The following is a 22134-nucleotide window of genomic DNA, read 5'->3' as shown; positions in this document are numbered from 1 at the left end:
AGTATAACAGAACTGTTAATTAACCAAATAATTAACAAATAAAAACTTAAAATAAACTAATTCATTTAATTATGCTGAAAACAAAATTATGTTTTTTACTTACTCTTATTTGTGGAGTAATGTATGCACAAACAAAAATTTCCGGTAAAGTTGTAGATTCAACCAATGGACCTTTACCTGGAGCAAGCGTAGTAGAAAAAGGAACCAGCAATGGTACTTCTACAAATTTTGACGGACTATTCGAACTTACAGTTGCTGATAATGCTACACTAGTTGTTAGCTTTACTGGTTTTAAAACTACTGAAGTAGCTGTAAACGGAAAAACAAATCTTACAATTGTTTTAAAAGATGGTGTACAATTAGATGAAGTTGTAATTACAGGATCTAGAACTCCAGTTAGAAGTAATATTGCTAGTCCACTTCCTATTGATATCGTAGGAATTAAAGAATTACAATCTACAGGGCAAACAACTTTTGACAAAACATTACAATATAAAATACCATCATTTAACACTGTTCAAACTCCAGTTAATGATGCAACATCTTTATTAGATCCTTATGAAATTAGAAACATGGGACCTAGTAGAACTTTAATTCTGATTAACGGAAAACGTAAAAACTTAAGTTCTTTATTGTATACTCAAACTTCTCCAGGTCGTGGTGAAACAGGTGCGGATATTTCAGGAATTCCAATCGATGCTATTAAAACAATTCAAGTTTTAAGAGATGGAGCATCTGCTCAATATGGTTCTGATGCAATTGCTGGTGTAATGAACGTTATTTTAAAAGATGATTACGCTGCTTCTTCTGCAACTTTTAGAGCTGGTATTACTGGTGAAGGTGATGGAGAAATGATAGGTGTTAGTATTAACGGCGGTGATGAAATAGGTGATGATAAAGGTTTTATTAATTATACTATAGATGTTTCTAAAACTGCCTTAGCTAATAGACCTGGAACTGTAAGTGCTGAAGGTGAATTTGCAGATTTTGGTGGTACTAGACCAGGTGAGACTTTAACTGATGTTCGTGAATTCTTATCTAGAAGACCTGATGCTGGAAATATAAATGGTTCTCCTGAAACAAGTGCTGCAAAATTCTTAATTAATGGTAGTTTTAAAACTTCTAAAGACAAAGACTTATATTTTAATGCTGCTTATATCTATAAAAAAGTAAACAGTTTTGCGAATTACAGAACACCTTACTGGAGAGATATTCAAGATTTTCCTTACTTAGGTTTATTCTTCCCTGGAAGTAATCCTGCTACTACTGGTAGTTACACAGATGCTTTAGGAACATCTTTTAATGGAAATGGTTATGATGGTTACTTACCTACTTTTGAAGGTGATTTAAGTGATTATAACGCTACTTTAGGTTTAAAAGGAAAAATAAACGGATGGAATACTGATGCAAGTATTACTGTTGGTGGAAACAGACAAACGTATTTAGTAAACAACTCACACAACAGAGCTGAAATCTTAGATGATAACGGAGCTTATGTATACAGACAAAATAGTCCTATTAGTTTTCAACCTGGTGGAACAGCTTTTAATCATATTGTAGGAAATATTGATATTTCAAAAATCATTAACGATAAATTATCTTTTGCAATTGGTACAGAGGTAAGAGGAGAGTTTTTTGATATTCTTGAAGGACAATTAGCTTCTTATGAAGGAATTGGTGCTGATTCTTTTGCTGGTAACAGACCAGAAAATTCAGGAGAATTTAGTCGTTATAATATTGGTGGATATGTGAGTGCTTCTTTTGATGCAACTAAAGATTTATTGTTTGAAGGAACTGTAAGAGCTGAAAATTATAGTGACTTTGGTACAACATTCGTTTGGAAAGCAAGTTCACGTTATAAATTCTTAGATGATAAATATACATTAAGAGCTTCTGTTTCTACTGGATTTAGAGCTCCAACTTTACATCAAATTTATACGCAAAAATCTCAATTCTCTTTTGTAGCTGGACAAGGAATTCAAGTTGTTGGTTTAGTAAACAACGTTTCTCCTCAAGCTCGTCAATTAGGAGTTCCTAAATTAAAGGCAGAAGAATCTACAAACTTTACTGTTGGTTTTGGTGCTAAACCAATCAAAAACCTAAGCTTCACTATTGATTATTATAATATTCAAATCGATGATAGAATTGTGTTAGGTAACGAGATCGATTATAGTGGTTTAGGATTAGGTTTAGGAACATTAAGTTTCTTCTCTAATGCAATAGATACAAGAACATCTGGAATAGATGTAGTTGTGGGGTATAAAGGTATTGAATTAGGCGGAGGAAAACTTGGTTTAAACTTATCAGGAAACTATACAATTGATAATGAAAGAACTGATAATAATGGAAGTCTTTTAGTAGATCAAACTCAAGAATCTTTGTTATTTACTTCTCGTCCGCAAACAAAATGGATTTTAGGCGCTAACTACACAATTAAAAAATTCGATTTTAACTTAGGAAATACGTACTTCGGTAAAACTACATTTCATCAAGCTGGTTTAGATTCTAATTTAAGAACTGAATTTATTCCTAAAATCGTAACAGATTTAGGAATTAGCTATAATGCAACTAAGAATATTACAATCGCTGCTAACATCAACAACATTTTTAATGTATTACCAGAATGGGAATTTGTTGCAGAAAACCAAGCAGGTCAAGATATTATTAATAGTACAGCAATTACTTCAACAGGTTTAACTCAAATTCAAAACGAATCTAACTTAATCACGTTTAATCAGCGTTATTCACAAATGACTTATGATGGTTACCATTTTAGTCAATTAGGAACTTTATTTAATTTATCAGTTAATTATAGGTTCTAGTAATAATCCCTCTAACTTAAAAATGCTACTTTTATGAAGTAGCATTTTTTTATTTTTTAAAACTGATTATGCAAAGTTTATATTCAAACGGTTTTGAAAACATTTATGACGAAATGTATCAAACCTTTATCAATTATGAAGAAGAATTTCAATTCTACTCAGAAATCATAAAAAAATATCATAAAGAAAATGTCTTAGAAATTGGTTGTGGTTCTGGTCATTTAGCTAAGCATTTTATCCATTCTTCAATTGGTTATAACGGGATGGATTTGAGTAATGATATGGTTCTACTTTCGCAAAAAAGAAATCCAACAGGTACATTTCTTAAAGGTGATATGACCAATTTCTATTTAAATAAAACTTTTAAAAGTATACTAATTACAGCTAGAACTACTAGCTATTTATTGAATAATGTTTCAGTACAAAAAGCTATTAAAAACATTTATAACCATCTAGATAAAAAAGGAATATTTTGCTTCGATTTTATAGATGCAAATCGTTTTTTTAAACTAATAAAAGACGGTAAAACAATTACTCATAATGCTGAAACCAAAAATAAAAAGTACTCCAGAACTAGTTTTATGAAACCAAAGATCACCAAAGAGAATTTTATGTTTCAATGGGATGCTAAATATTATGAAATAAAGGATCAAAGTCACATTTTACTTACCGATGATCAATCTGAAGTCCGTGCATTTACAATAAATGAATGGCAATTATTTTTAGAATTGAATAATTTTGAAATTTTAGAAATAATAGATAGAAAAAGTTACGCATTTGATACGTATGTAATAGTTGCGCAAAAACAATAAAAAACCCAAACTAAGTGCTTGGGTTTTAAAATTCTTAAAATTTAGAATTTAGTCGTTGTGCATAAATCGTTGTTTACCTAACAACTCTTCCTCTGTTTCTACATTGTCTTCATCTGGAACACAACAATCAACAGGACAAACAGCAGCACATTGAGGTTCTTCGTGAAAACCTTTACATTCTGTACATTTATCTGCAACTATATAGTAAATTTCATCAGAAATTGGCTCCTGATCTTCATCTGCATTTGCATTATTTCCATTAGGTAAAACTATATTTCCTTCTAAATCTGTACCGTCTGCATACTTCCACTCCTCTGCTCCTTCGTATATTGCTGTATTTGGGCACTCAGGTTCACAAGCACCACAATTTATACATTCATCTGTTATAATAATCGCCATAGCTAATCTATTTCAGTTTTGTAACTTTGCTGACGCAAAAATAAAGCCAATTTAATTTAGAAACAATTTAAATGGACAAAATCAGAAATCGTGTTGAAGCCTTTATAAAATTAGGAAACTTCTTAAGTCAATTTTCTAGAAATGAAATTCAAAAAAATGATACAGTTGAATTCAATGATATTTTCTTTGATGGATTTAAACATCAATTAAAATTGGCAGAAGAAAATAACAACTGGTTTACTAAAGAAAACCTATTATTTACCTGTGAAAGTTGGACAAACGCTTTAACTGAAAAGAATATCGAGCAATGGATAAAAAACGAATCGTTACATAATGATTCTAGTAAGACTGTTGCTATAATTATGGCGGGTAATATTCCATTGGTTGGTTTTCATGATTTCCTTTCTGTGTTAATTTCTGGTCATGCTGTTTTAGCTAAACTTTCAACTAACGATAAACATTTATTACCCTTCATAGCTAAATATCTTGAGTTTTGTAATGATGAATTCAAAGGCAAAATTACATTTACTAGTGAAAAACTAGAAAATTTTGATGCTGTTATTGCTACTGGAAGTAATAATACTGCTAGATATTTTGAATACTATTTTAAAGACAAGCCTAATATTATTCGTAAAAATAGAAACTCTGTAGCTGTAATATCTGGTCATGAAAATGAAGAAGATTATACAAATTTAAGTGAAGATGTTTTTCGTTATTTCGGATTGGGTTGTCGTTCTGTTTCTAAATTATTTATTCCTAAAGGATATGATTTCGACCAATTCTTTAAAGGAATGTACAATAAACAAGATATTATCAATAATGCTAAGTATGCTAACAACTACGATTACAATAAAGCAGTATATTTAATGAGTGAATTTGATATTCTTGAAAATGGATTCTTAATGATTAAAGAAGATGAAAGTTACGCTTCTCCTATTGCTTCTGTTTTTTATGAATATTATGAAAACTCAGATGATTTAAAAATCAAACTGTACGAAGATCGAGAAAAAATACAATGTGTTGTTGCTAAAGATTTTATTGAAAATGAAATTTCTTTCGGACAAACACAACATCCTAATTTATGGGATTATGCCGATGGTGTAAATACATTAAACTTTCTATCAAACCTCTAAATTTAATTTAAATGAAAAAGCACAATTTTAGCGCTGGACCATGCATTTTACCAGAAGAAGTATTAAAAAAAGCTTCTGAAGCTGTTGTAAATTTTAATAATGATGATTTATCATTAATAGAAATTTCCCATAGAAGCGCACCTTTTGTTGAGGTTATAGAAAAAGGAAGAAAACTAGCTTTAGAGCATCTTAATTTACTTGACAAAGGTTATCAAGCTTTATTTTTACAAGGTGGTGCTAGTACTCAATTTTTAATGACAGCTTATAATTTTTTAAATACAAAAGCAGCGTATTTAAACACAGGAACTTGGAGCAGCAAAGCGATTAAAGAAGCAAAACTTTTCGGAGATTTAGTTGAAGTAGCTTCTTCACAAGATAAAAACTTCACCTACATTCCTAAGGAATATAGTATACCTAACGATGTAGATTATTTTCACTGCACAAGTAATAATACTATTTATGGTACACAAATGAATGTATTTCCTGAAACTGATGTTCCTTTAATTTGTGACATGAGTTCAGATATTTTTTCTCGCCAACTAGATTTTTCAAAATTTGACTTAATTTATGCTGGAGCTCAAAAAAACATGGGGCCAGCTGGTACAACTTTAGTTGTAATTAAAGAAGAGCTATTAAATCGTATTTGTAGAGAAGTACCATCTATGTTAAACTATAAAACTCACGTAGAAAAAGATAGTATGTTTAATACACCATCTGTTTTTCCAGTTTATGTTTCTATATTAACATTAGAATGGTTAAAAGATTTGGGTGGTATTAATTTTATTGAAGAAGTAAACAATAAAAAAGCGAAACTTTTATATGATGAAATAGACAGGAATCCTCTGTTTAATGGAATCGTAGCTAAAGAAGATCGTAGTGTTATGAACGCTACATTTACTATAGCTAATGAAGATTTACAATCTCGCTTTGATGCTATGTGGAAAGAAGCTAGAATAAATGGTATAAATGGTCATCGTTCTGTAGGCGGATATAGAGCTAGCATGTATAATGCCTTGCCTTTATATAGTGTACAAGCATTAGTAGATGTGATGAAAGAACTAGAAAGAAAAGCATAAAAATATATCATATTGAACTAGTTTCAGAATCTTATGATTTAGAGAAACTGAAATAATTTCAATTTGACGTAGAAAACGAATTAAATTATAAAATGAAAATATTAGTAAACGAAGGAATTACTCAAGGAGGAGTTGATATTTTAGAAAGCAAAGGATTTGAAGTAATTATTACTAAAGTTGCTCAAGAACAACTAGAAAATTATATCAATGATAATGCTATTGATGCAATTTTAGTTAAAAACAACACACAAATTCAACAAGAAATAATTGATGGTTGTCCGAGTTTAAAGTTAATCGCTTCAGGTGGTTCAATGGATAACATCGATGTACAATATGCTATCGATCAAGGATTACAAGTAGTTGATAGTAAAGAAGGAAGTGCTAATGCTACAGCCGAATTAATTTTTGCTCATTTATCTGGTTTAGCAAGAAACTTACATCAAGCAAATAGAGAAATGCCTTTAGAAGGTGATATGAACTTTAAAGGATTACATAAACTATATCAAGGAGTTGAATTAAACGGTAAAACTTTAGGTTTAATTGGAATTAACAATTCTAGTTTAGCTACTGCTAAAATAGCTTTAGGTTATGGAATGAAAGTTGTTTTCTCTGATCCTGAAATTGTGGAAACTAGCCTTGAATTAGAGTTTTTTGATGGACAAACTATTAATTTTGAATTCAATAGTATTCCTTTTGATGAGTTAATAGAAGAATCTGATTTTATCACTGTACACTTAAATTCTGACAACTTTAAACTTGGAGAAGCTGAATTTAAAAAAGTAAAAGAAGGTGCAATTATTATTAATTGTGTGAAAGGTGGATTAGTTGATGAAATAGCTTTAATTGAATCAATTGATAAAGGTCCTGTTCGCTATGCAGCTTTAGATGTTTTTGAAAATCAGCCAAATCCTGAGATTCAATTGTTAATGAATCCAAATTTATCATTATCACCTAATATTGCTAAAGCTACAAACGAAGCACAAGAAAAAATTAGTATCGAATTGGCAAATCAAATTGCTAATTTACTATCATAATATATGGCTAAAATAAAACCATTTAAAGCGGTAAGACCAACTCGAGATAAAGTTGCATTGGTTTCATCTAAATCTTATGAAACTTATCCGGAAAGTGAATTGAATGCAAAACTAGCATTCAATCCATTTACTTTTTTACATGTTGTAAATCCTGGATATAAATATCATATACAAGATGTTACTGGTGAAAAACGCTTTAAATTAGTTCATAATAGATATTTAGAATTTAAAGAAGCTCACGTTTTTACTCAAGACGAAACGCCATCTTTATACGTATATCAAAAAATATCTTCAGGAAAATCATTTAGTGGAATAATCGCTGCCACATCTACTGAAGATTATCACAATAATGTGATCAAAATTCATGAACGAACGTTAAGAAAAAGAGAATTACTATTTGAAAATTATTTAAAAAACACAGGATTTAATGCAGAGCCAGTGCTCCTCACCTATCCTGACAATGATCAAATAGAAGCAATTATAAAAAAATATCAAAAGGAAAGAGCAGAATACGAATTTACGACGTCTGATAAAGATCTTCACTTATTGTGGCTAATAAATTCTCCATCAGATATTGAAAGTTTAACTGAAGCTTTTAAAAACATAGAAACTCTTTATATTGCTGACGGACATCATCGCACAACATCATCTTGTATTTTAGCTAAGAACTTAGCAAAAGAAAATCCTAATCACACAGGTGAAGAAGATTACAACTTTTTCATGAGTTATTTACTACCTGAAAGTCAACTCAGTATATATGAATTCAATAGATTCATTAAAGATTTAAACGGTTTAACACCAGATGAATTTCTAATTGAGTTAGACACCTATTTCAGAATAGAAAAAAGAGGTCAGGAACTATACAAACCAAAAGAAAAGCATCACTTCAGTATGTATTTAAAAGGTGAATTTTATGCGCTGTACTTACGTAAATCGGCTCATGAATTTACTGATGAGTTAAGTGAATTAGATGCTGAGATTTTGTTTCGAACAGTTTTAAAACCTATTCTTGGAATTGAAGATATTAGAGACGATTCTAAAATTATTTATTCTCAAGATAAATCAGATAGTTTAGAACTTAAAACAAAAGTAGATAACGGACAATTTGTAGTTTCTTTTGGGATGATGCCAACTTCTATTGGAGAAATAAAAACCATAGTAGACAAAGGTTTAGTAATGCCGCCTAAAACGACTTATATAGAACCAAAACTAAGAAGTGCTTTAACAATTTATGAAATCTTGTAATGATAAAAGATAACCTTAATCAAATAAAAAGTAAACTTCCAAAAGAAGTTACATTAGTTGCAGTATCTAAAACCAAACCATCTTCAGATATTGTAGAAGCTTATGAAGCTGGTCAGCGAATTTTTGGTGAAAATAAGATTCAAGAAATGGTAGCAAAATACGATGAACTACCAAAAGATATTCAATGGCACATGATTGGTCATTTGCAAAGAAACAAAGTGAAATATATGGCTCATTTTGTAGATTTGATTCATGGAGTAGATAGTTTTAAGACACTTTTAGAGATAGATAAACAAGCTAAAAAGCACAATAGAGTTATTAATTGTTTGCTACAAGCTCGTATAGCAAAAGAGGAAACTAAGTTCGGATTACCGTTCGATGAAATCAAAAATATTCTTAATTCAAAAGAATTTAGTAACTTAAACAGCGTAAAAGTTGTTGGTCTGATGGGAATGGCTACTTTTACCGATAATCAAGATCAATTAACAGAAGAATTTTCGTCATTACACGAATTGTATAGTGAATTAAAAGAAAAAAATCCTAATTTTTCTATTTTATCGATGGGAATGAGCGGCGACTATAAGTTAGCCATAGAATGCGGTAGTACAATGGTTCGTATTGGTAGCTCTATTTTTGGAGCTAGAAATTACAACATTTAACCTCTATTTAAAATACTAAACTGGTTTTCTTATATTTGCCTTTAATAATTCCTTAATATTACTAAACTTTTAACGGGAGAGATGTTTGCATGTATGTAATTTTAGATATTGAAACCACTGGTGGAAAATTTAACGAAGAAGGAATTACCGAAATAGCGGTATATAAGTTCGATGGTCATTCAATAGTTGATCAATTTATAACTTTAGTAAATCCTGAAAAGGAAATACAAGAGTTTGTTGTTAGTTTAACAGGAATCAACAATAAGATGCTTCGTAACGCACCCAAATTCCATGAAATAGCCAAACGTATTGTAGAAATAACAGAAAACTGTATCATAGTTGCTCATAATGCTGCCTTCGATTACAGAATGTTAAAAACTGAATTTAACCGTTTAGGATATGATTACTTCAGAAATACATTATGCACAGTTTCATTAAGTAAAAAATTAATTCCAGAACAACCGTCATACAGTTTAGGAAAATTATGTAGAAATTTAGGAATTCCTGTTACAGATAGGCATAGAGCAAATGGTGATGCTTTAGCTACTGTAAAATTATTTCAGCTTCTTTTAGAAAAAGATAAAGAGAAAAAAATACTACAACACACTATAAAATATGTAGATAATAGAAATCATAAATTAAAGATAAAAAGCATCTTAGATGATTTACCAGAAGAAGAAGGTATTTATTATGTACATAATGAAGAAGGAAATGTAATTTTTATTGGTAGAGGAAAAAATATTCGTTTTGAAGCCAATAAGTTATTCTTAAAGCAATCAAAACGTGCCTTAAAAATAAAAGACAAAGTAGATTCTATCACCTATGAAAACACAGGAAATGAATTGTTTACACGTTTAAAGTATTATTTACAACTAGATACTTTAAAACCTAAATATAACATTATTCGTAAAAGAAAAATGACTGAGAAAAATTTTGGTCATGATCATTTTATTATCATTTCCAAAGGACGAATTCCTGAAGAAAATGCTGTAATTTTAATTGAAAATAATGAAGTTATTGGTCATGCTTACACCAATTTGTCTTATCAAACAAATAAAATTGAAATACTTAAAAATATTCTAACTCCAGTTAAAAATAAAATGTTAGCTAAAACAATTATCAAAAATTATTTAACCACTAATAATGCTGATAAAATTGTACGATACGAACTAGAAAATAATTTGTAATATTGCTCAAATAATAACTGCTTTGAGTACTCAAAAAACAAAAAGAAACTGGAAACAAAAACTTCATGAAATTATTTATGAAGCAGATACACCTGAAGGAAAACTTTTTGATGTAATTCTTTTAATAGCTATCCTTTTTAGTATAACTATTGTTATGTTAGAAAGTGTAAGTACCATTAATAATAAATACAGTTATGTTCTAAATATATCAGAATGGGTAATAACAATACTCTTTACTATAGAATACATCTTGAGAATTATTTCTATTAAAAAACCTTCAAAATATATTTTTAGTTTTTATGGTATCATCGATCTTTTATCTACCATTCCTAAATATCTTTCCGTAATTTTTGTAGGTACGAATACTTTAGTTGCTTTAAGAGCATTGCGACTATTACGTGTATTTAGAATTTTAAAATTAGCACGATTTATAGGAGAATCTAATCATTTAGCAAAAGCAATAAAAGCTAGTTTAGCTAGAATTTCAGTTTTTTTATTTTTTGTATTAATTATCTGTATCATTTTAGGTTCATTAATGTATTTAATTGAAGGAGCTGAAAATGGTTTTACAAGTATACCTAGAAGTGTATATTGGGCCATAGTAACACTTACAACTGTTGGTTATGGTGATATTGCTCCTGGAACTCCTTTAGGACAATTTATAGCTAGTGCAATTATGATTTTGGGTTATGCTATAATTGCTATTCCTACAGGAATTGTCTCTTCAGAAATCGTAAAGAAAACTGAATTAGATTTAAATACACAATCTTGCCCTCATTGCGCCACAGAAGGCCATGATGATGATGCTATTTACTGTTATCATTGTGGAAATAAGCTACACGAATAATGAATACATTAGTCACTATCGTAGGACCAACAGCAATTGGTAAAACTGCACTAAGTATAAAATTAGCAAAACACTTTAATTGTGATATTTTATCATGTGATTCTAGACAGTTTTATAAAGAAATGGCTATAGGAACTGCTGTTCCTGAACCTTTTGAATTAGAAGCTGCTCAACATCATTTTATTCAAAATAGAAGTGTTTTTGAAGATTATAATGTTGGTAGTTTTGAAAAAGATGCCATTAAAAAACTTAATCAATTATTCACTGAAAATCCAACTCAAATTATGGTTGGAGGAAGTGGTTTATATGTTGATGCTGTTTTAAAAGGTTTAGACTATTTTCCTGATGTAGATTCAAAAATCAGAAAAAATTTATCTAAAGAGCTTGAAGAAAATGGCATTGAAACTTTACAAGAAAAGTTAAAAGAATTGGATTCTAAATCTTACGAAAAAATAGCAATTGATAATCCGCATAGACTTATTCGTGCCTTAGAAATATGTATTGGTACCGACAAACCTTACTCCTATTTCATCAATAAAGAAAAAGAACCTAGAAATTTTAAATCTATTAAAGTTGGATTAATTGCTGATCGTGAAATTATTTACGATCGAATAAATCAAAGAGTAGATATTATGATAGAAAACGGTTTATTAGAAGAAGCTAAAGCTTTATATCCTCATAAAGATTTAAATGCTTTACAAACTGTTGGATATCGTGAACTTTTTGAATATTTTGATGGAAACTGGGATTTAGATTTTGCAATTTCTGAAATTAAAAAGAATACAAGACGATTTGCAAAAAGACAATTAACTTGGTTTAAAAGAGATACAGAAACTATTTGGTTTGATTTTAAAGATGATCAGCAAAAAATCATTAATATCATCAATGAAAATATGGTTTAATTCACTTAACTACGCTGATGATTTTAAATACGACACTCGTTCCTTAAATAAAGTCCTTTAAGTTATTTCAACCTATATTTTTATGAATTGAGAAGTAATTTTATAGTATATCTAAACTTAAAATTACAAGTTATGCCATCAACCATTCCTTACGATCCGTCTCTTGTTTTAGGAAACATCGTTTCAAAAGAAAAACTAGAAAATATAGTTCAAATTTCAAAACTTCAAGCACCAGCAGATGCTGCTGAAAGTGAATTAAATTCATTTATTTCTTTAAAAAGAAGTGTTGATATGACCATACAAGAAACAATGGGTATGGGAATTAACACAGATGAATTAATTAAAGAATCTGAACAAATAGGTAAACAAGTTCAACAAGCTGCAATAGCTTATGGTTTAGCAAAAATTAAATCAGAAAAGGCAATTCAACCTTTAAAAGCTAAAATGAATGCTGTTAACGAATCTGTAGAAAGCCCTATTGACTACAACAAAAGTCAATTAAAACAAATGCCAATTTCTAGTGATTCTTTACAGATGAATAGTCAATATTTTTCTTACGATCAAAATTCTCAAACTTCAGCGAGTCATGCCGCAACAGTTGCTTCTTTCGTAGAAGAATCACTAAGTATTTTCGGTGAAGGGCAGTCATCACAAGCTAGCGCAACTGCTCAAGAACAAGTAAATAGTCAATTTTCAAGACATAGTATTGCTGGTACATTAGTTATTACAATTACATGTACTCACAAAAACGCTCAAGTTTTTGCGCCTTATGTTTTAGATGTAGATAAAGCTGTTAGATCTTGGAATGCTATGTATCCAAGTAATAAGATAAATACAAATAATGCCGCTTCAATTGCTGCAATAGAAGCAAAATCAGATATGAAAAATAACCCTTCTTTTTCAATACTTTCAGGGGCAACTTATGGTTCTTCATTTGTAGGAATGGTTCATATTTTAAATACTACACAATCAGAATCAAGTCAAAGAATGGAATCAATTGCTGCTTCTATGCAAGAAACATTTGATATTGGAGGTTGGTTTGCTTCTGGTACAGGTTCTTTTGGTGTTAGTTCTACATTCTCTGATAGTGCAAAAAACTTATTAAGCACACAAAATGTAACTTCACATGCGACTTTAATTACTATGGGAATTATTCCATCTATAAAGTCAAATCAAGTAAAAATGGCAGTACAAAGTTTCTCTGATTTTGATCCTGCTAAAACAATGGAAGAGTTAGCTACATTACAAGGAGCTACAGCAAGTGCTAATAATACAATCGCCGAAGGTGCTGCTGCTGCCAGAACTGGACAGCAAATGATCACTTTAAAAAATGCGACAATTAAAGCTACTTTAAGTGGTGTAGCAGAAATTGATGATGGACAAAATAAAGTGATTGATACAAACTCCATGATGACTGCAATGGAAGATTATGTAGATAAATGTATTGCTGGAGGTGAAAATTTAGGAGTTCCAATTAATTATTATTTAAAGCAAATCACACAATCGGAAATTGCAAGAGCTTGGTTAGCTAAATATTATCCTAATAGATATAATGAAGCAGGAAGCGCAGATGATACTGGTTCTTCTAAAAAAGCATCTACTAAAAATAATGCTGCTACAGATAATACTTCTGGTAATGATGGAAAATCAGATTCTTAATTAAACACTACACTATTAATACCATAAACAGTATTCAAGATTCAATTTCTTGAATACTGTTTTAAAATCAAGAAAATATAACCAAACAAATTACAACTACTCTTCTATGAAAAGTTTTAATGACTTTGAAGTACAACTATTACACGAAATCAGTTCTTTTCGTAGAGATGGTATTGTTAATTTGAAAGAATTACTTGAGAAAATATTCTTTTCTAAAGAAAAAGGGAAAACTTTAATTGTTCAATTAAGAGAACAATATGCTATTTATTTTCTTACTAATAAAATTTATAACAACCCCATTAATCAAAAAAAAGCAATAGTTGAATTTAGTCAGTTATTAGCTTTGTTAGAGTACCTTAATTCTAATGGAATTATTTCAATATTTAGAAAACAGCATTTTGTTAAAAACCCAATATTTGTTTTAAATAATGATTTTAATGACATTAAAATAGAAAGCAAAAAAATCATCTTAAACGACAATGGTGATTACACAGATAAACCTGAAGAAATAAAAAATGTTAAAGATGAAATTATTTATAAAGGAATTCAATTTAACGATAGTCACTTTGTCATAAAAAATGTAATGGGTAATGTTGTTATTTCAGATAAGATTTTAAATATTATCAACGATATTAATCCTGAAAAAGAGAAAAAGCCTTTTTATAAAAAAAGAATCTTTGAAGTTATTTGTACCCTTCTAGTGGTATTTATAGCATTTTTATGGTTACATACAGATGTAAATAAATCAAATAAAGAAATCCAAAATTCTATTCAAAAGATTCACCGAAAAATAAATCAAACCCCAGTTTTAAATACCAATAAAAAAACTAAAACTCATCGTGTAAAAAGGAAATTTGGAATAGATATTTCTAAATGGAATGGTAATATCTTAGAAAACAAACTTCCTGATAGCATTCATTTTGTGATTTCTAAAGCAACAGAAGGTTTAACTTATATTGATCCGAAGTTTCATATAAATTGGATAGAATCTAAAAATAAAAAATTTAAAAGAGGAGCTTATCATTATTATGTAATTGAAGATAATCCTAAAAAACAAGCCATTCACTTTTGGAAACAAATACAAGATGTTAATCGCGAAGACTTCCCACCTATTGTAGATATTGAAACTTCTAACATAAATGCAAACTTAAAGAATATAGAATCTGAATTACTTATTTTTTTGAATACTATTGAAAATTTATCTGGTCGAACACCAATGATCTATTGTAGCTATTTTTTTGCCAACAGACACTTGACAGATAAAACATTTGCTAAATATCCGTTATGGGTCGCTGATTACATTAGTATTAAATCTCCTATTATTCCGAAAGTTTGGAAAGAAACTGGTTGGACTATTTGGCAAAAATCACCTACATATAAAATTAATACTAAGGCTACAGACTTAGATATTTACTTAGAAAAATAGTTTTCTACTTTCACTCACTTATTATATTGTCGATTTCACTCAATATAAAATCCATTTCACTCAATACCGGTTGTAGTAAAGAAACAATCGTTATACATTTGAATTGAGAAAGAAAAACAACTTAATCTTTTGAAAAAGAAAAGTAAAATTGAAATGAATTGAAAACAAAAAAAATTGCTAGAAAAGGAAGAAATTTGCTAAAGAAAAATGAATCTAAAAACAAAAAATTAGAAAAATGAAAATGTAATTTCTGTTTCTTTAAAACTTATAAACCCCATCAAAAAGCTATGATTTGATGGGGTTTATTTTATTTTTAAAATTACACTACAGTCCCATCCAAGAATTAAAAGCAGAAGTATTACTTTGACTAGTTTTTAACACATGTGATTTTATATGAATAGCTATAGTATTTTTAGTGTATCTACTTATTTTTTCAACAAAAACTCTATTAATTATTTCACTTCTATTAATCTTAAAAAATTCAGTAGGATTTAACAGTTCTTCTAGTTCCTTTAAAGTTCCCTGATTTAATAAATGTTTTTTATTTCTTTCATCGACAGCAAATACAACACCATAATCTGATTGTAAAAACATGATATCAGCTACCTTTAAAAAGTATATTTCGTTATTATTAGATTTAACCGATATATAGTCTTTATATGCTGGTTTTATATTTACTTTAGCCTGATAGTAAGCGTCTAACCTCTTAAATATATCATTATGATCAACTTCTTTTTTATTGATGAGAGCAAGATATTTTTTCCATGCTTTTTCAAAACGCGAATATGAATAAGGTTTTAATAGATATTCTATTCCACTAGTTTCAAAAGCATTCATCCAAAACTGATCGTAAGCAGTAGCAAAAATGATAGGAAAATCTACATTAATTTGATTGTAAACATCAAAAACATTTCCATCTCTTAACTCAATGTCAGAAAAAATTACATCAATATCTGGTGAAGTTTTTAAAAATATTTCTGTTTCATAAACAGTTTCAATCTCTTTAACAACATCTACAACTTCATCTAACTTTTCTAAATATCTTTTCAACTTTTTTCTAGCTGGAGCTTCATCTTCAATAATTACTACTTTAATCATGGCTATTTATTTTAATAAGTGGTAAAATAACTGTAAAATCACTTTCTCTTTCAATAATACTAATAGTTGTATTTGTTAAAAGTTCAAATTGTTTATTTAAGTTTTTTAAAGCAACTCCATTTCCCTTTCTCTTATGTTTCAATTCAATTTTATTGTTGCTTACTTCAACTCCATCTTCTACTAAATCAACATGAATATTAACAGGGTTACTTGCAGTTCCTAAATTATGTAGAATTGCATTTTCAATTAATACTTGTAAACAAAAAGGAGGAACAACAATATTCGATTTTTTGATTTTATCAGTTATATTCAGCTTATAATATCCTTCATATTTTTGATTCATTAACTCAAAGTAATTTTGAGTAAACCTTAATTCATCATCAATAGAAATTAATTCATTTTCAGCACTATTTAACGCATAACGATAAAGTTCAGAAAAACTCCTTAAGAAATCGGAAGCTTTGTCTTGATCTTCTTCTATTAATTGGTCTAAAACATTAAGGTTATTAAAAAGAAAATGTGGATTAAGTTGTGATTTAAGTTGTTGAATTTTACTTTTAGAATTGGCTATTTCATATGCATTTAATCGTTTCCTGTACTCATTATTTTCTTTAGAATATAAATACGCCAAAGAAATACCTCCAAAAATGATAAAATCTATAGCCTGATTAAAAAGCTTATATGTTATCATAAAAGAATTTCCGAAATTTCTTGAAAACGTATCGAAAGCAAACGAAATTAAGAGACCAAATAAGTTTTTTGCAATCATATAAAGAACAAAACTTATTAAAAAGAATTGAAAATATTTCTTTACAGAAGAAGCTTTATTTAGTTTATAATCGTAAAATTTTCGCTTAATAAAGTTTGTCAATAAAAAAATAAGTACTCCTTGAATAAATATCCAAATAGGTGCATCTAAATGAAAAACAAAATCCTCCCATGAATTTGCGTTACCAATACTATTTTTTAGAACAAACACCCAACAGAAAAAAAATAAAAAAAGAAGAAATCCTTTATTTTCTTTAAAAAAATACAATGTTTTCATGCTTGGTAAATATAGGAATTTGCAAACAAGAATTTATTTCCCTGTTTGCAAAACCCCCAAATATTAAACTGATTTATTTTGGCCAAGAGTTTACTACTTCACCTTTGTCGTTATAAACTTCTAACTTAACATTATTTGTTTCATCTATTGCAAACTTTGCTTTTGGTCTTCCTTTATCGTCATATAAAAATAATCCATTTTGTCTCCCTGGAGTTTGTCCTAAAGCTACTCTTTTAACTGAGCCTATCATTCCTTTTTTCCAATATTCTTTAAATTTTTTCCTACGTTCTTTTGGGTCTTTAATTGCCTCTAACTCCTCATTGATTTTGTTGGTATTTGCATGAGTTTCATAATCTCCCCGATCATTAAAAACTAATGATCCAGATTTAAAACGCTTATCTCCTACTTTATTATCTGTAGTCATTAACTGCATTACTTGATCTCCATCATACTGATCGTAAGTTAAAGAAAGTCCAGAACTATGGCCTTTTTTTGTTTTATTTCCATCATAAATGAATCCACCACATTCTTTACCATCTTCTGTATAAAATAACATTCCTGCTCTTTTTGTACGTTTATGATAAACTATTCCATTCACTTCATCTCCTTTACTCGGAAAATGATTTGCGTTGGTAATAACCATTTTTACTGTTCCATCATTTTCTACAATATTAATTCGTTCAACATCTATAGTACCAAATTTTTTATTGATACCGAACTGTTTAAAAGCTAACGAAGCAAATGTTATAATTCCTAAAGCTATTGTAATTGCAAATGTTCTTAAAAAGATTAGTTCTTTATTTGTATTTCTCATTGTGTTTAGTTTTTATTAATTACACTTCAAAACTACTTGGATCATAAAGTTTGAGAAATGACTTCCTAATGAATACAGGAAAATTTTAAAAGAACTAAGGAAAAATACAAAAGAACAAAAATCACTAAGCGTTGTAATTCAATAATACTCATAGTTCCTTTTATACCAATAGAGTTATTTTACACTAATTATTCAATATCATTTACTCAATAAAAAGCTCTTTTCACTCAATATAGATTGTAAAAACTATACCTGTAAACTACATTTGAATCGAGAAAGAAAATAATTAGTTGATTAAAAAAAATGAATTAGAAATCAAAAAAATTGCTAGAAAAGGAAGATGTAATTTTAAGTTTGTTTAGGGATTGTATAAAACTCACCAAAGCGCTATGATTTTGGTGAGTTTTTATTTTATTTTATTTTAAATAGTGTAAACTCTTCAAAGCTTCTATAGTTATTTGTTTTCTTGCTTTTGGAAATAAACTCATATCAAATTCTGCTAAAGGTTCAACATTTGTAGCAAAATAAATCACATTATCATTCTGTTCTACAAAACCTACAAACCATCCATTACTCTTTTCACCTACGATAGACCAACCTGTTTTACCACTTAATTTATAAACTTCATTATCATTTATAATCATCATTCTTTTCATAATAATATTAGTTCTCTTATTTATTGGTAATTGAACATTGTAGAAACGACGTAAGAAATCAATTTGTTGAAATTGTGTAATTTTTGAGTTTCCTTGAAGCCAAAAATTATCGACTGTAGTTGAATCTAATTCTATGCTACCATAACCTAGCTTAGCCACATAATCTTGCATTCGTTGTACTCCTATTTTCCTAGCAATCTCTTGATAACATGGTACGCATGAATAGTGAAATGCTTTTTTAAAGGTTAAATCTTGTTCCCATAATTTTAATCTTCTCGAGTCACCGTTCCACTTTAAAAGCGTACTATCATTGTTTACAATTCCTAATTCTAAAGCAATTATTGAATTTGGAATTTTATAAGTTGATGCAGGTAATTTCCCTGTTTTAGCCCAATCAAAATCATTGGAATAATAAGTTTTCTTCTGAGTATCATAAACAAGAATTGAACCTTTCAACTTTTCTCTATCTAATATTTTCTGAATAGATACCACTAAACTATCTTTTTGAAACTCATTTTTAAGCACATTCGCTTCTATATTCTGTTTTTTTGTCTCTTTACACGAAACAATAAGTAATAAAATCAAAAGAAGTTTAAATAATTTCATAGTCAAATTTAAAAGAAAATAGCTCGATACAATACCGAGCTATTTAAAATTTTATGTGTTTGAGTTTATATTCCTCTGATATAATTTGCTAAAGGATCATTAAACTGAAAACCAGTTGTAAAACGCTCTTTATTTAAAATTTTATATTCAGACAAAGCCCAAAGAATAAATTCTTTTAAGAAATATAAATCTTCTTTAGGAAATTCTGGTTGATATTTACTTATTAAAACATCTAGAGGCGTTATACTATCTAACTGTTCTTTGAAATAAGCATCGTCCATATCGTCTAACAATTCAATTGCATCTTTTGAATAGAACCATTGAGAAATTCCATCATAAGGAGTTTCCTCATCTTCTCTCTTTAGCTTTTTGATTTCTGGGAAAAGTTCAACAAAAATTGTTTTTACAGCATTGCTAATTAAAGATTGCGCTACAACATCTGCTCCTTCTTGTTCACCTTCGTATACCAATTCTATTTTTCCTGTAATTGCAGGAATTGTACCAAAGAAATCTAATAATCGAATTGATGTTTTATCATCTTCAGTTAACAAACTTCTGCGTTCAGCTGTACTCAATAAATTTTCAAATATCGAAATACTCATACGAGCACTTACGCCACTTTTTACATCAACATATTCACTTTCTCTGGCTTCAAAACTAATTTGTTCAACTAATCTTTTAGCTAATTTAGGTACGTAAACAGTGTCTTTTTGTCCTTGTAAAATTTTAGCTTCTTGTTCTGTAATTTTCTCTGCAATATCTACTGATTTCGGATAATGTGTTAAAATCTGTGATCCAATTCTATCTTTTAAAGGTGTAACAATACTACCTCTATTTGTATAGTCTTCTGGGTTTGCAGTAAAAACAAACTGAATATCTAGCGGTAAACGCAATTTAAAGCCTCGTATTTGAATATCTCCCTCTTGAAGTATATTGAATAGAGAAACTTGAATTCGAGCCTGTAAATCGGGAATTTCGTTAATTACAAAAATACAACGATTTGCTCTTGGAATCATTCCGAAGTGAATTACACGGTCATCGGCATAATTCAATTTTAAGTTCATGGCTTTGATCGGATCAATATCTCCAATTAAATCTGCTACAGTTACATCTGGAGTTGCTAATTTTTCAAAGAAACGTTCATCTCTATGTAACCATGTAATAGGTGTATCATCTCCACGCTCTGCAATTAACTCTTTTGCAAAACGAGATAAAGGATTGAAAGGATCGTCATTAATTTCTGAACCTCCAACAACAGGAACGTATTCGTCCAATAAAGTAACCATTAAACGAGCTAATCTGGTTTTAGCTTGCCCTCTTAATCCTAAGAGATTGATATTATGTTTAGACAAAATAGCTGTTTCTAGCTCTGGAATTACTGAGTTTTCGTAACCCCAAACACCTTCAAAAACAGTTTCTTGATTTTTTAGTTTTTTAATTAAATTATTTCTTAACTCATCTTTAATAGAAATCGATTTATAACCTGCTTCTTTTAAAGCGCCTAATGTTTTTATTTCGGTATACTTCATAATTTATATTCCTCGTATTCTTTTTTTTCTGTTTTGTTCATAATCTTCAAAAATCATTTCTCCTAAACCTTTAAGTCCTGTGTAAAATGCTTTTCCTTGATTTGCTTGTGTAAAATGACGGATAAATTGCATCAAATATGGATCTTGAGCAATCATAAATGTGGTAATTGGAATGTGTAACTTTCTTGCCTGTGAAGCCATGTTATAACATTTCTCTACAATGTATTTATCTAAACCATTACTATTTTTATAATATGTTCCGTCTGGTAAACGTAAACAACTAGGTTTACCATCGGTAATCATAAAAATTTGTTTATTGGTATTACGCTTTCTTCGTAAAATATCCATAGCCAATTGTAAACCTGCTACAGTGTTTGTGTGATATGGACCTACTTTTAAATACGGAAGTTCTTTTACAGAGATTGGCCAAGCATCGTTTCCAAAGACTAAAATATCGATAGTATCTTTCGGATAACGTGTTTTTATTAACTCTGTTAAAGCCATTGCTACCTTTTTAGCCGGTGTTATTCTATCTTCACCGTATAAGATCATACTATGACTGATATCTATCATTAAAACCGTACTCATTTGAGCTTTAAAATTGGTTTCTTCTACAACTAAATCTTGTTCAGTTAGTGAAAAATTACCTATTCCGTTATTAATTTGAGCATTTTTAATGCTCTCTGTCATAGAAATTCGATCTAAAGCATCACCAAAATGAAAGTTTCTGAGTTCTCCTGTGTGCTCATCACCTTGTCCAGTGGTTTTCGTTTTATGGTTTCCTAGACGACTTTTTTTTAGTTTACCAAAAATTTGATCTAACGCATTCTGACGAATAGCTTGTTCTGTTTTAGAAGTGATTTTTAATTTCCCATCACCATTTCCTGTTCCATCTTTTGGATCATCAAACTCTTCTCGGATATAACCTTTATTCTTTAAGTCTTCAAGGAAATCATCTAAAGTATATTCAGGCGTGGTTAATTTATATTCTTTGTCTAATTGTTTCAACCATTCGAAAGCTTCATCGAAATCACCAGAAGTGTATGTGATCAATTCTTTGAAAATATCAAAAAGTTTGTCGAATGGCGGAATCTGCTTTTCTTGAAATTTTTCAAAACGCAGTCCTTTTTTAAACTGATTAATCATACTATAAAAATACGGCTATTTGTATTTTTACACCAAGTT

19 protein-coding genes are annotated in these 22134 nt (G+C 29.2%); 12 read left to right on the top strand and 7 right to left on the bottom strand.

Features of this window, described 5'->3' with window-relative positions; genetic code table 11:
• The first annotated feature begins 71 nt into the window (after positions 1-71).
• A complete protein-coding gene (locus tag Q1A46_RS04155) occupies positions 72-2822 on the top strand; it encodes a TonB-dependent receptor (protein WP_299674336.1) in 2751 nt (916 codons plus the stop codon).
• A gap of 68 nt (positions 2823-2890) precedes the next feature.
• A complete protein-coding gene (locus Q1A46_RS04150; RefSeq protein WP_299674333.1) occupies positions 2891-3634 on the top strand; it encodes a class I SAM-dependent methyltransferase in 744 nt (247 codons plus the stop codon).
• 48 nt (positions 3635-3682) lie between these two features.
• Here Q1A46_RS04150 and Q1A46_RS04145 read toward each other — a convergent pair whose 3' ends face one another.
• Positions 3683-4033 carry a 4Fe-4S dicluster domain-containing protein gene (locus tag Q1A46_RS04145; RefSeq protein ID WP_299674330.1) on the bottom strand — a complete coding sequence of 117 codons (351 nt, stop codon included), beginning with the start codon at positions 4031-4033 and terminating at the stop codon, positions 3683-3685.
• Between the two features lie 71 nt (positions 4034-4104).
• Between Q1A46_RS04145 and Q1A46_RS04140 the strand changes: the two genes are divergently transcribed.
• The 10 genes from Q1A46_RS04140 (at position 4105) to Q1A46_RS04095 (ending at position 15201) form a co-directional block, all read left to right on the top strand.
• On the top strand, positions 4105-5166 hold the full coding sequence (locus Q1A46_RS04140; protein WP_299674327.1) for an acyl-CoA reductase: 1062 nt from the start codon (positions 4105-4107) through the stop codon (positions 5164-5166).
• Between the two features lie 11 nt (positions 5167-5177).
• Complete coding sequence (serC, locus tag Q1A46_RS04135; protein ID WP_299674324.1) at positions 5178-6242, top strand: 3-phosphoserine/phosphohydroxythreonine transaminase; 1065 nt, start codon at positions 5178-5180, stop codon at positions 6240-6242.
• 92 nt (positions 6243-6334) lie between these two features.
• Positions 6335-7276: an NAD(P)-dependent oxidoreductase gene (locus Q1A46_RS04130; protein ID WP_299674320.1), complete on the top strand. Its 942-nt coding sequence runs from the start codon at positions 6335-6337 to the stop codon at positions 7274-7276.
• A 3-nt stretch (positions 7277-7279) separates the two neighbouring features.
• Positions 7280-8521: a DUF1015 domain-containing protein gene (locus tag Q1A46_RS04125; RefSeq protein ID WP_299674317.1), complete on the top strand. Its 1242-nt coding sequence runs from the start codon at positions 7280-7282 to the stop codon at positions 8519-8521.
• Positions 8521-9180: a YggS family pyridoxal phosphate-dependent enzyme gene (locus tag Q1A46_RS04120; RefSeq protein ID WP_299674314.1), complete on the top strand. Its 660-nt coding sequence runs from the start codon at positions 8521-8523 to the stop codon at positions 9178-9180. Before Q1A46_RS04125 ends, Q1A46_RS04120 begins: the two co-directional genes overlap by 1 nt.
• Positions 9181-9269: 89 nt before the next feature.
• Positions 9270-10367 (top strand): exonuclease domain-containing protein, encoded by a 1098-nt coding sequence (locus Q1A46_RS04115; protein ID WP_299674311.1) that lies wholly within the window; start codon positions 9270-9272, stop codon positions 10365-10367.
• A gap of 22 nt (positions 10368-10389) precedes the next feature.
• Positions 10390-11214, top strand: coding sequence for an ion transporter (locus tag Q1A46_RS04110; RefSeq protein WP_299674308.1), 825 nt, complete (start codon positions 10390-10392; stop codon positions 11212-11214).
• The gene (gene miaA / locus Q1A46_RS04105; RefSeq protein ID WP_299674305.1) at positions 11214-12116 is read left to right on the top strand and encodes a tRNA (adenosine(37)-N6)-dimethylallyltransferase MiaA; all 903 of its coding nucleotides are present in this window, start codon (positions 11214-11216) and stop codon (positions 12114-12116) included. Before Q1A46_RS04110 ends, miaA begins: the two co-directional genes overlap by 1 nt.
• A gap of 132 nt (positions 12117-12248) precedes the next feature.
• A complete protein-coding gene (locus tag Q1A46_RS04100; RefSeq protein ID WP_299674302.1) occupies positions 12249-13775 on the top strand; it encodes a hypothetical protein in 1527 nt (508 codons plus the stop codon).
• Positions 13776-13881: 106 nt separating this feature from the next.
• Positions 13882-15201 carry a glycoside hydrolase family 25 protein gene (locus tag Q1A46_RS04095; RefSeq protein WP_299674299.1) on the top strand — a complete coding sequence of 440 codons (1320 nt, stop codon included), beginning with the start codon at positions 13882-13884 and terminating at the stop codon, positions 15199-15201.
• Between the two features lie 324 nt (positions 15202-15525).
• Here the strand turns inward: Q1A46_RS04095 and Q1A46_RS04090 are convergent, their stop codons facing one another.
• From Q1A46_RS04090 to Q1A46_RS04065, 6 genes are all read right to left on the bottom strand, one after another.
• Positions 15526-16299: a LytTR family DNA-binding domain-containing protein gene (locus Q1A46_RS04090; RefSeq protein ID WP_299674296.1), complete on the bottom strand. Its 774-nt coding sequence runs from the start codon at positions 16297-16299 to the stop codon at positions 15526-15528.
• A complete protein-coding gene (locus tag Q1A46_RS04085; protein ID WP_299674293.1) occupies positions 16292-17344 on the bottom strand; it encodes a sensor histidine kinase in 1053 nt (350 codons plus the stop codon). The genes Q1A46_RS04090 and Q1A46_RS04085 overlap by 8 nt, the downstream gene beginning before the upstream one ends.
• A gap of 73 nt (positions 17345-17417) precedes the next feature.
• Positions 17418-18158, bottom strand: a complete 741-nt coding sequence (locus Q1A46_RS04080; protein WP_299674290.1) for a hypothetical protein — start codon at positions 18156-18158, stop codon at positions 17418-17420.
• 416 nt (positions 18159-18574) lie between these two features.
• A complete protein-coding gene (gene blaOXA, locus Q1A46_RS04075) occupies positions 18575-19420 on the bottom strand; it encodes a class D beta-lactamase (RefSeq protein ID WP_299674287.1) in 846 nt (281 codons plus the stop codon).
• Positions 19421-19485: 65 nt separating this feature from the next.
• Positions 19486-20949 (bottom strand): AAA family ATPase, encoded by a 1464-nt coding sequence (locus tag Q1A46_RS04070; RefSeq protein ID WP_299674285.1) that lies wholly within the window; start codon positions 20947-20949, stop codon positions 19486-19488.
• A 3-nt stretch (positions 20950-20952) separates the two neighbouring features.
• Positions 20953-22095 (bottom strand): VWA domain-containing protein, encoded by a 1143-nt coding sequence (locus Q1A46_RS04065; RefSeq protein WP_299674282.1) that lies wholly within the window; start codon positions 22093-22095, stop codon positions 20953-20955.
• Positions 22096-22134 lie beyond the last annotated feature (39 nt).

The sequence above is a fragment of the uncultured Tenacibaculum sp. genome (assembly GCF_947502995.1).
GTDB lineage: Bacteria > Bacteroidota > Bacteroidia > Flavobacteriales > Flavobacteriaceae > Polaribacter.
Note: the sequence above shows the minus strand (reverse complement) of the source record. Positions and strands in the feature narration are given on the sequence as shown.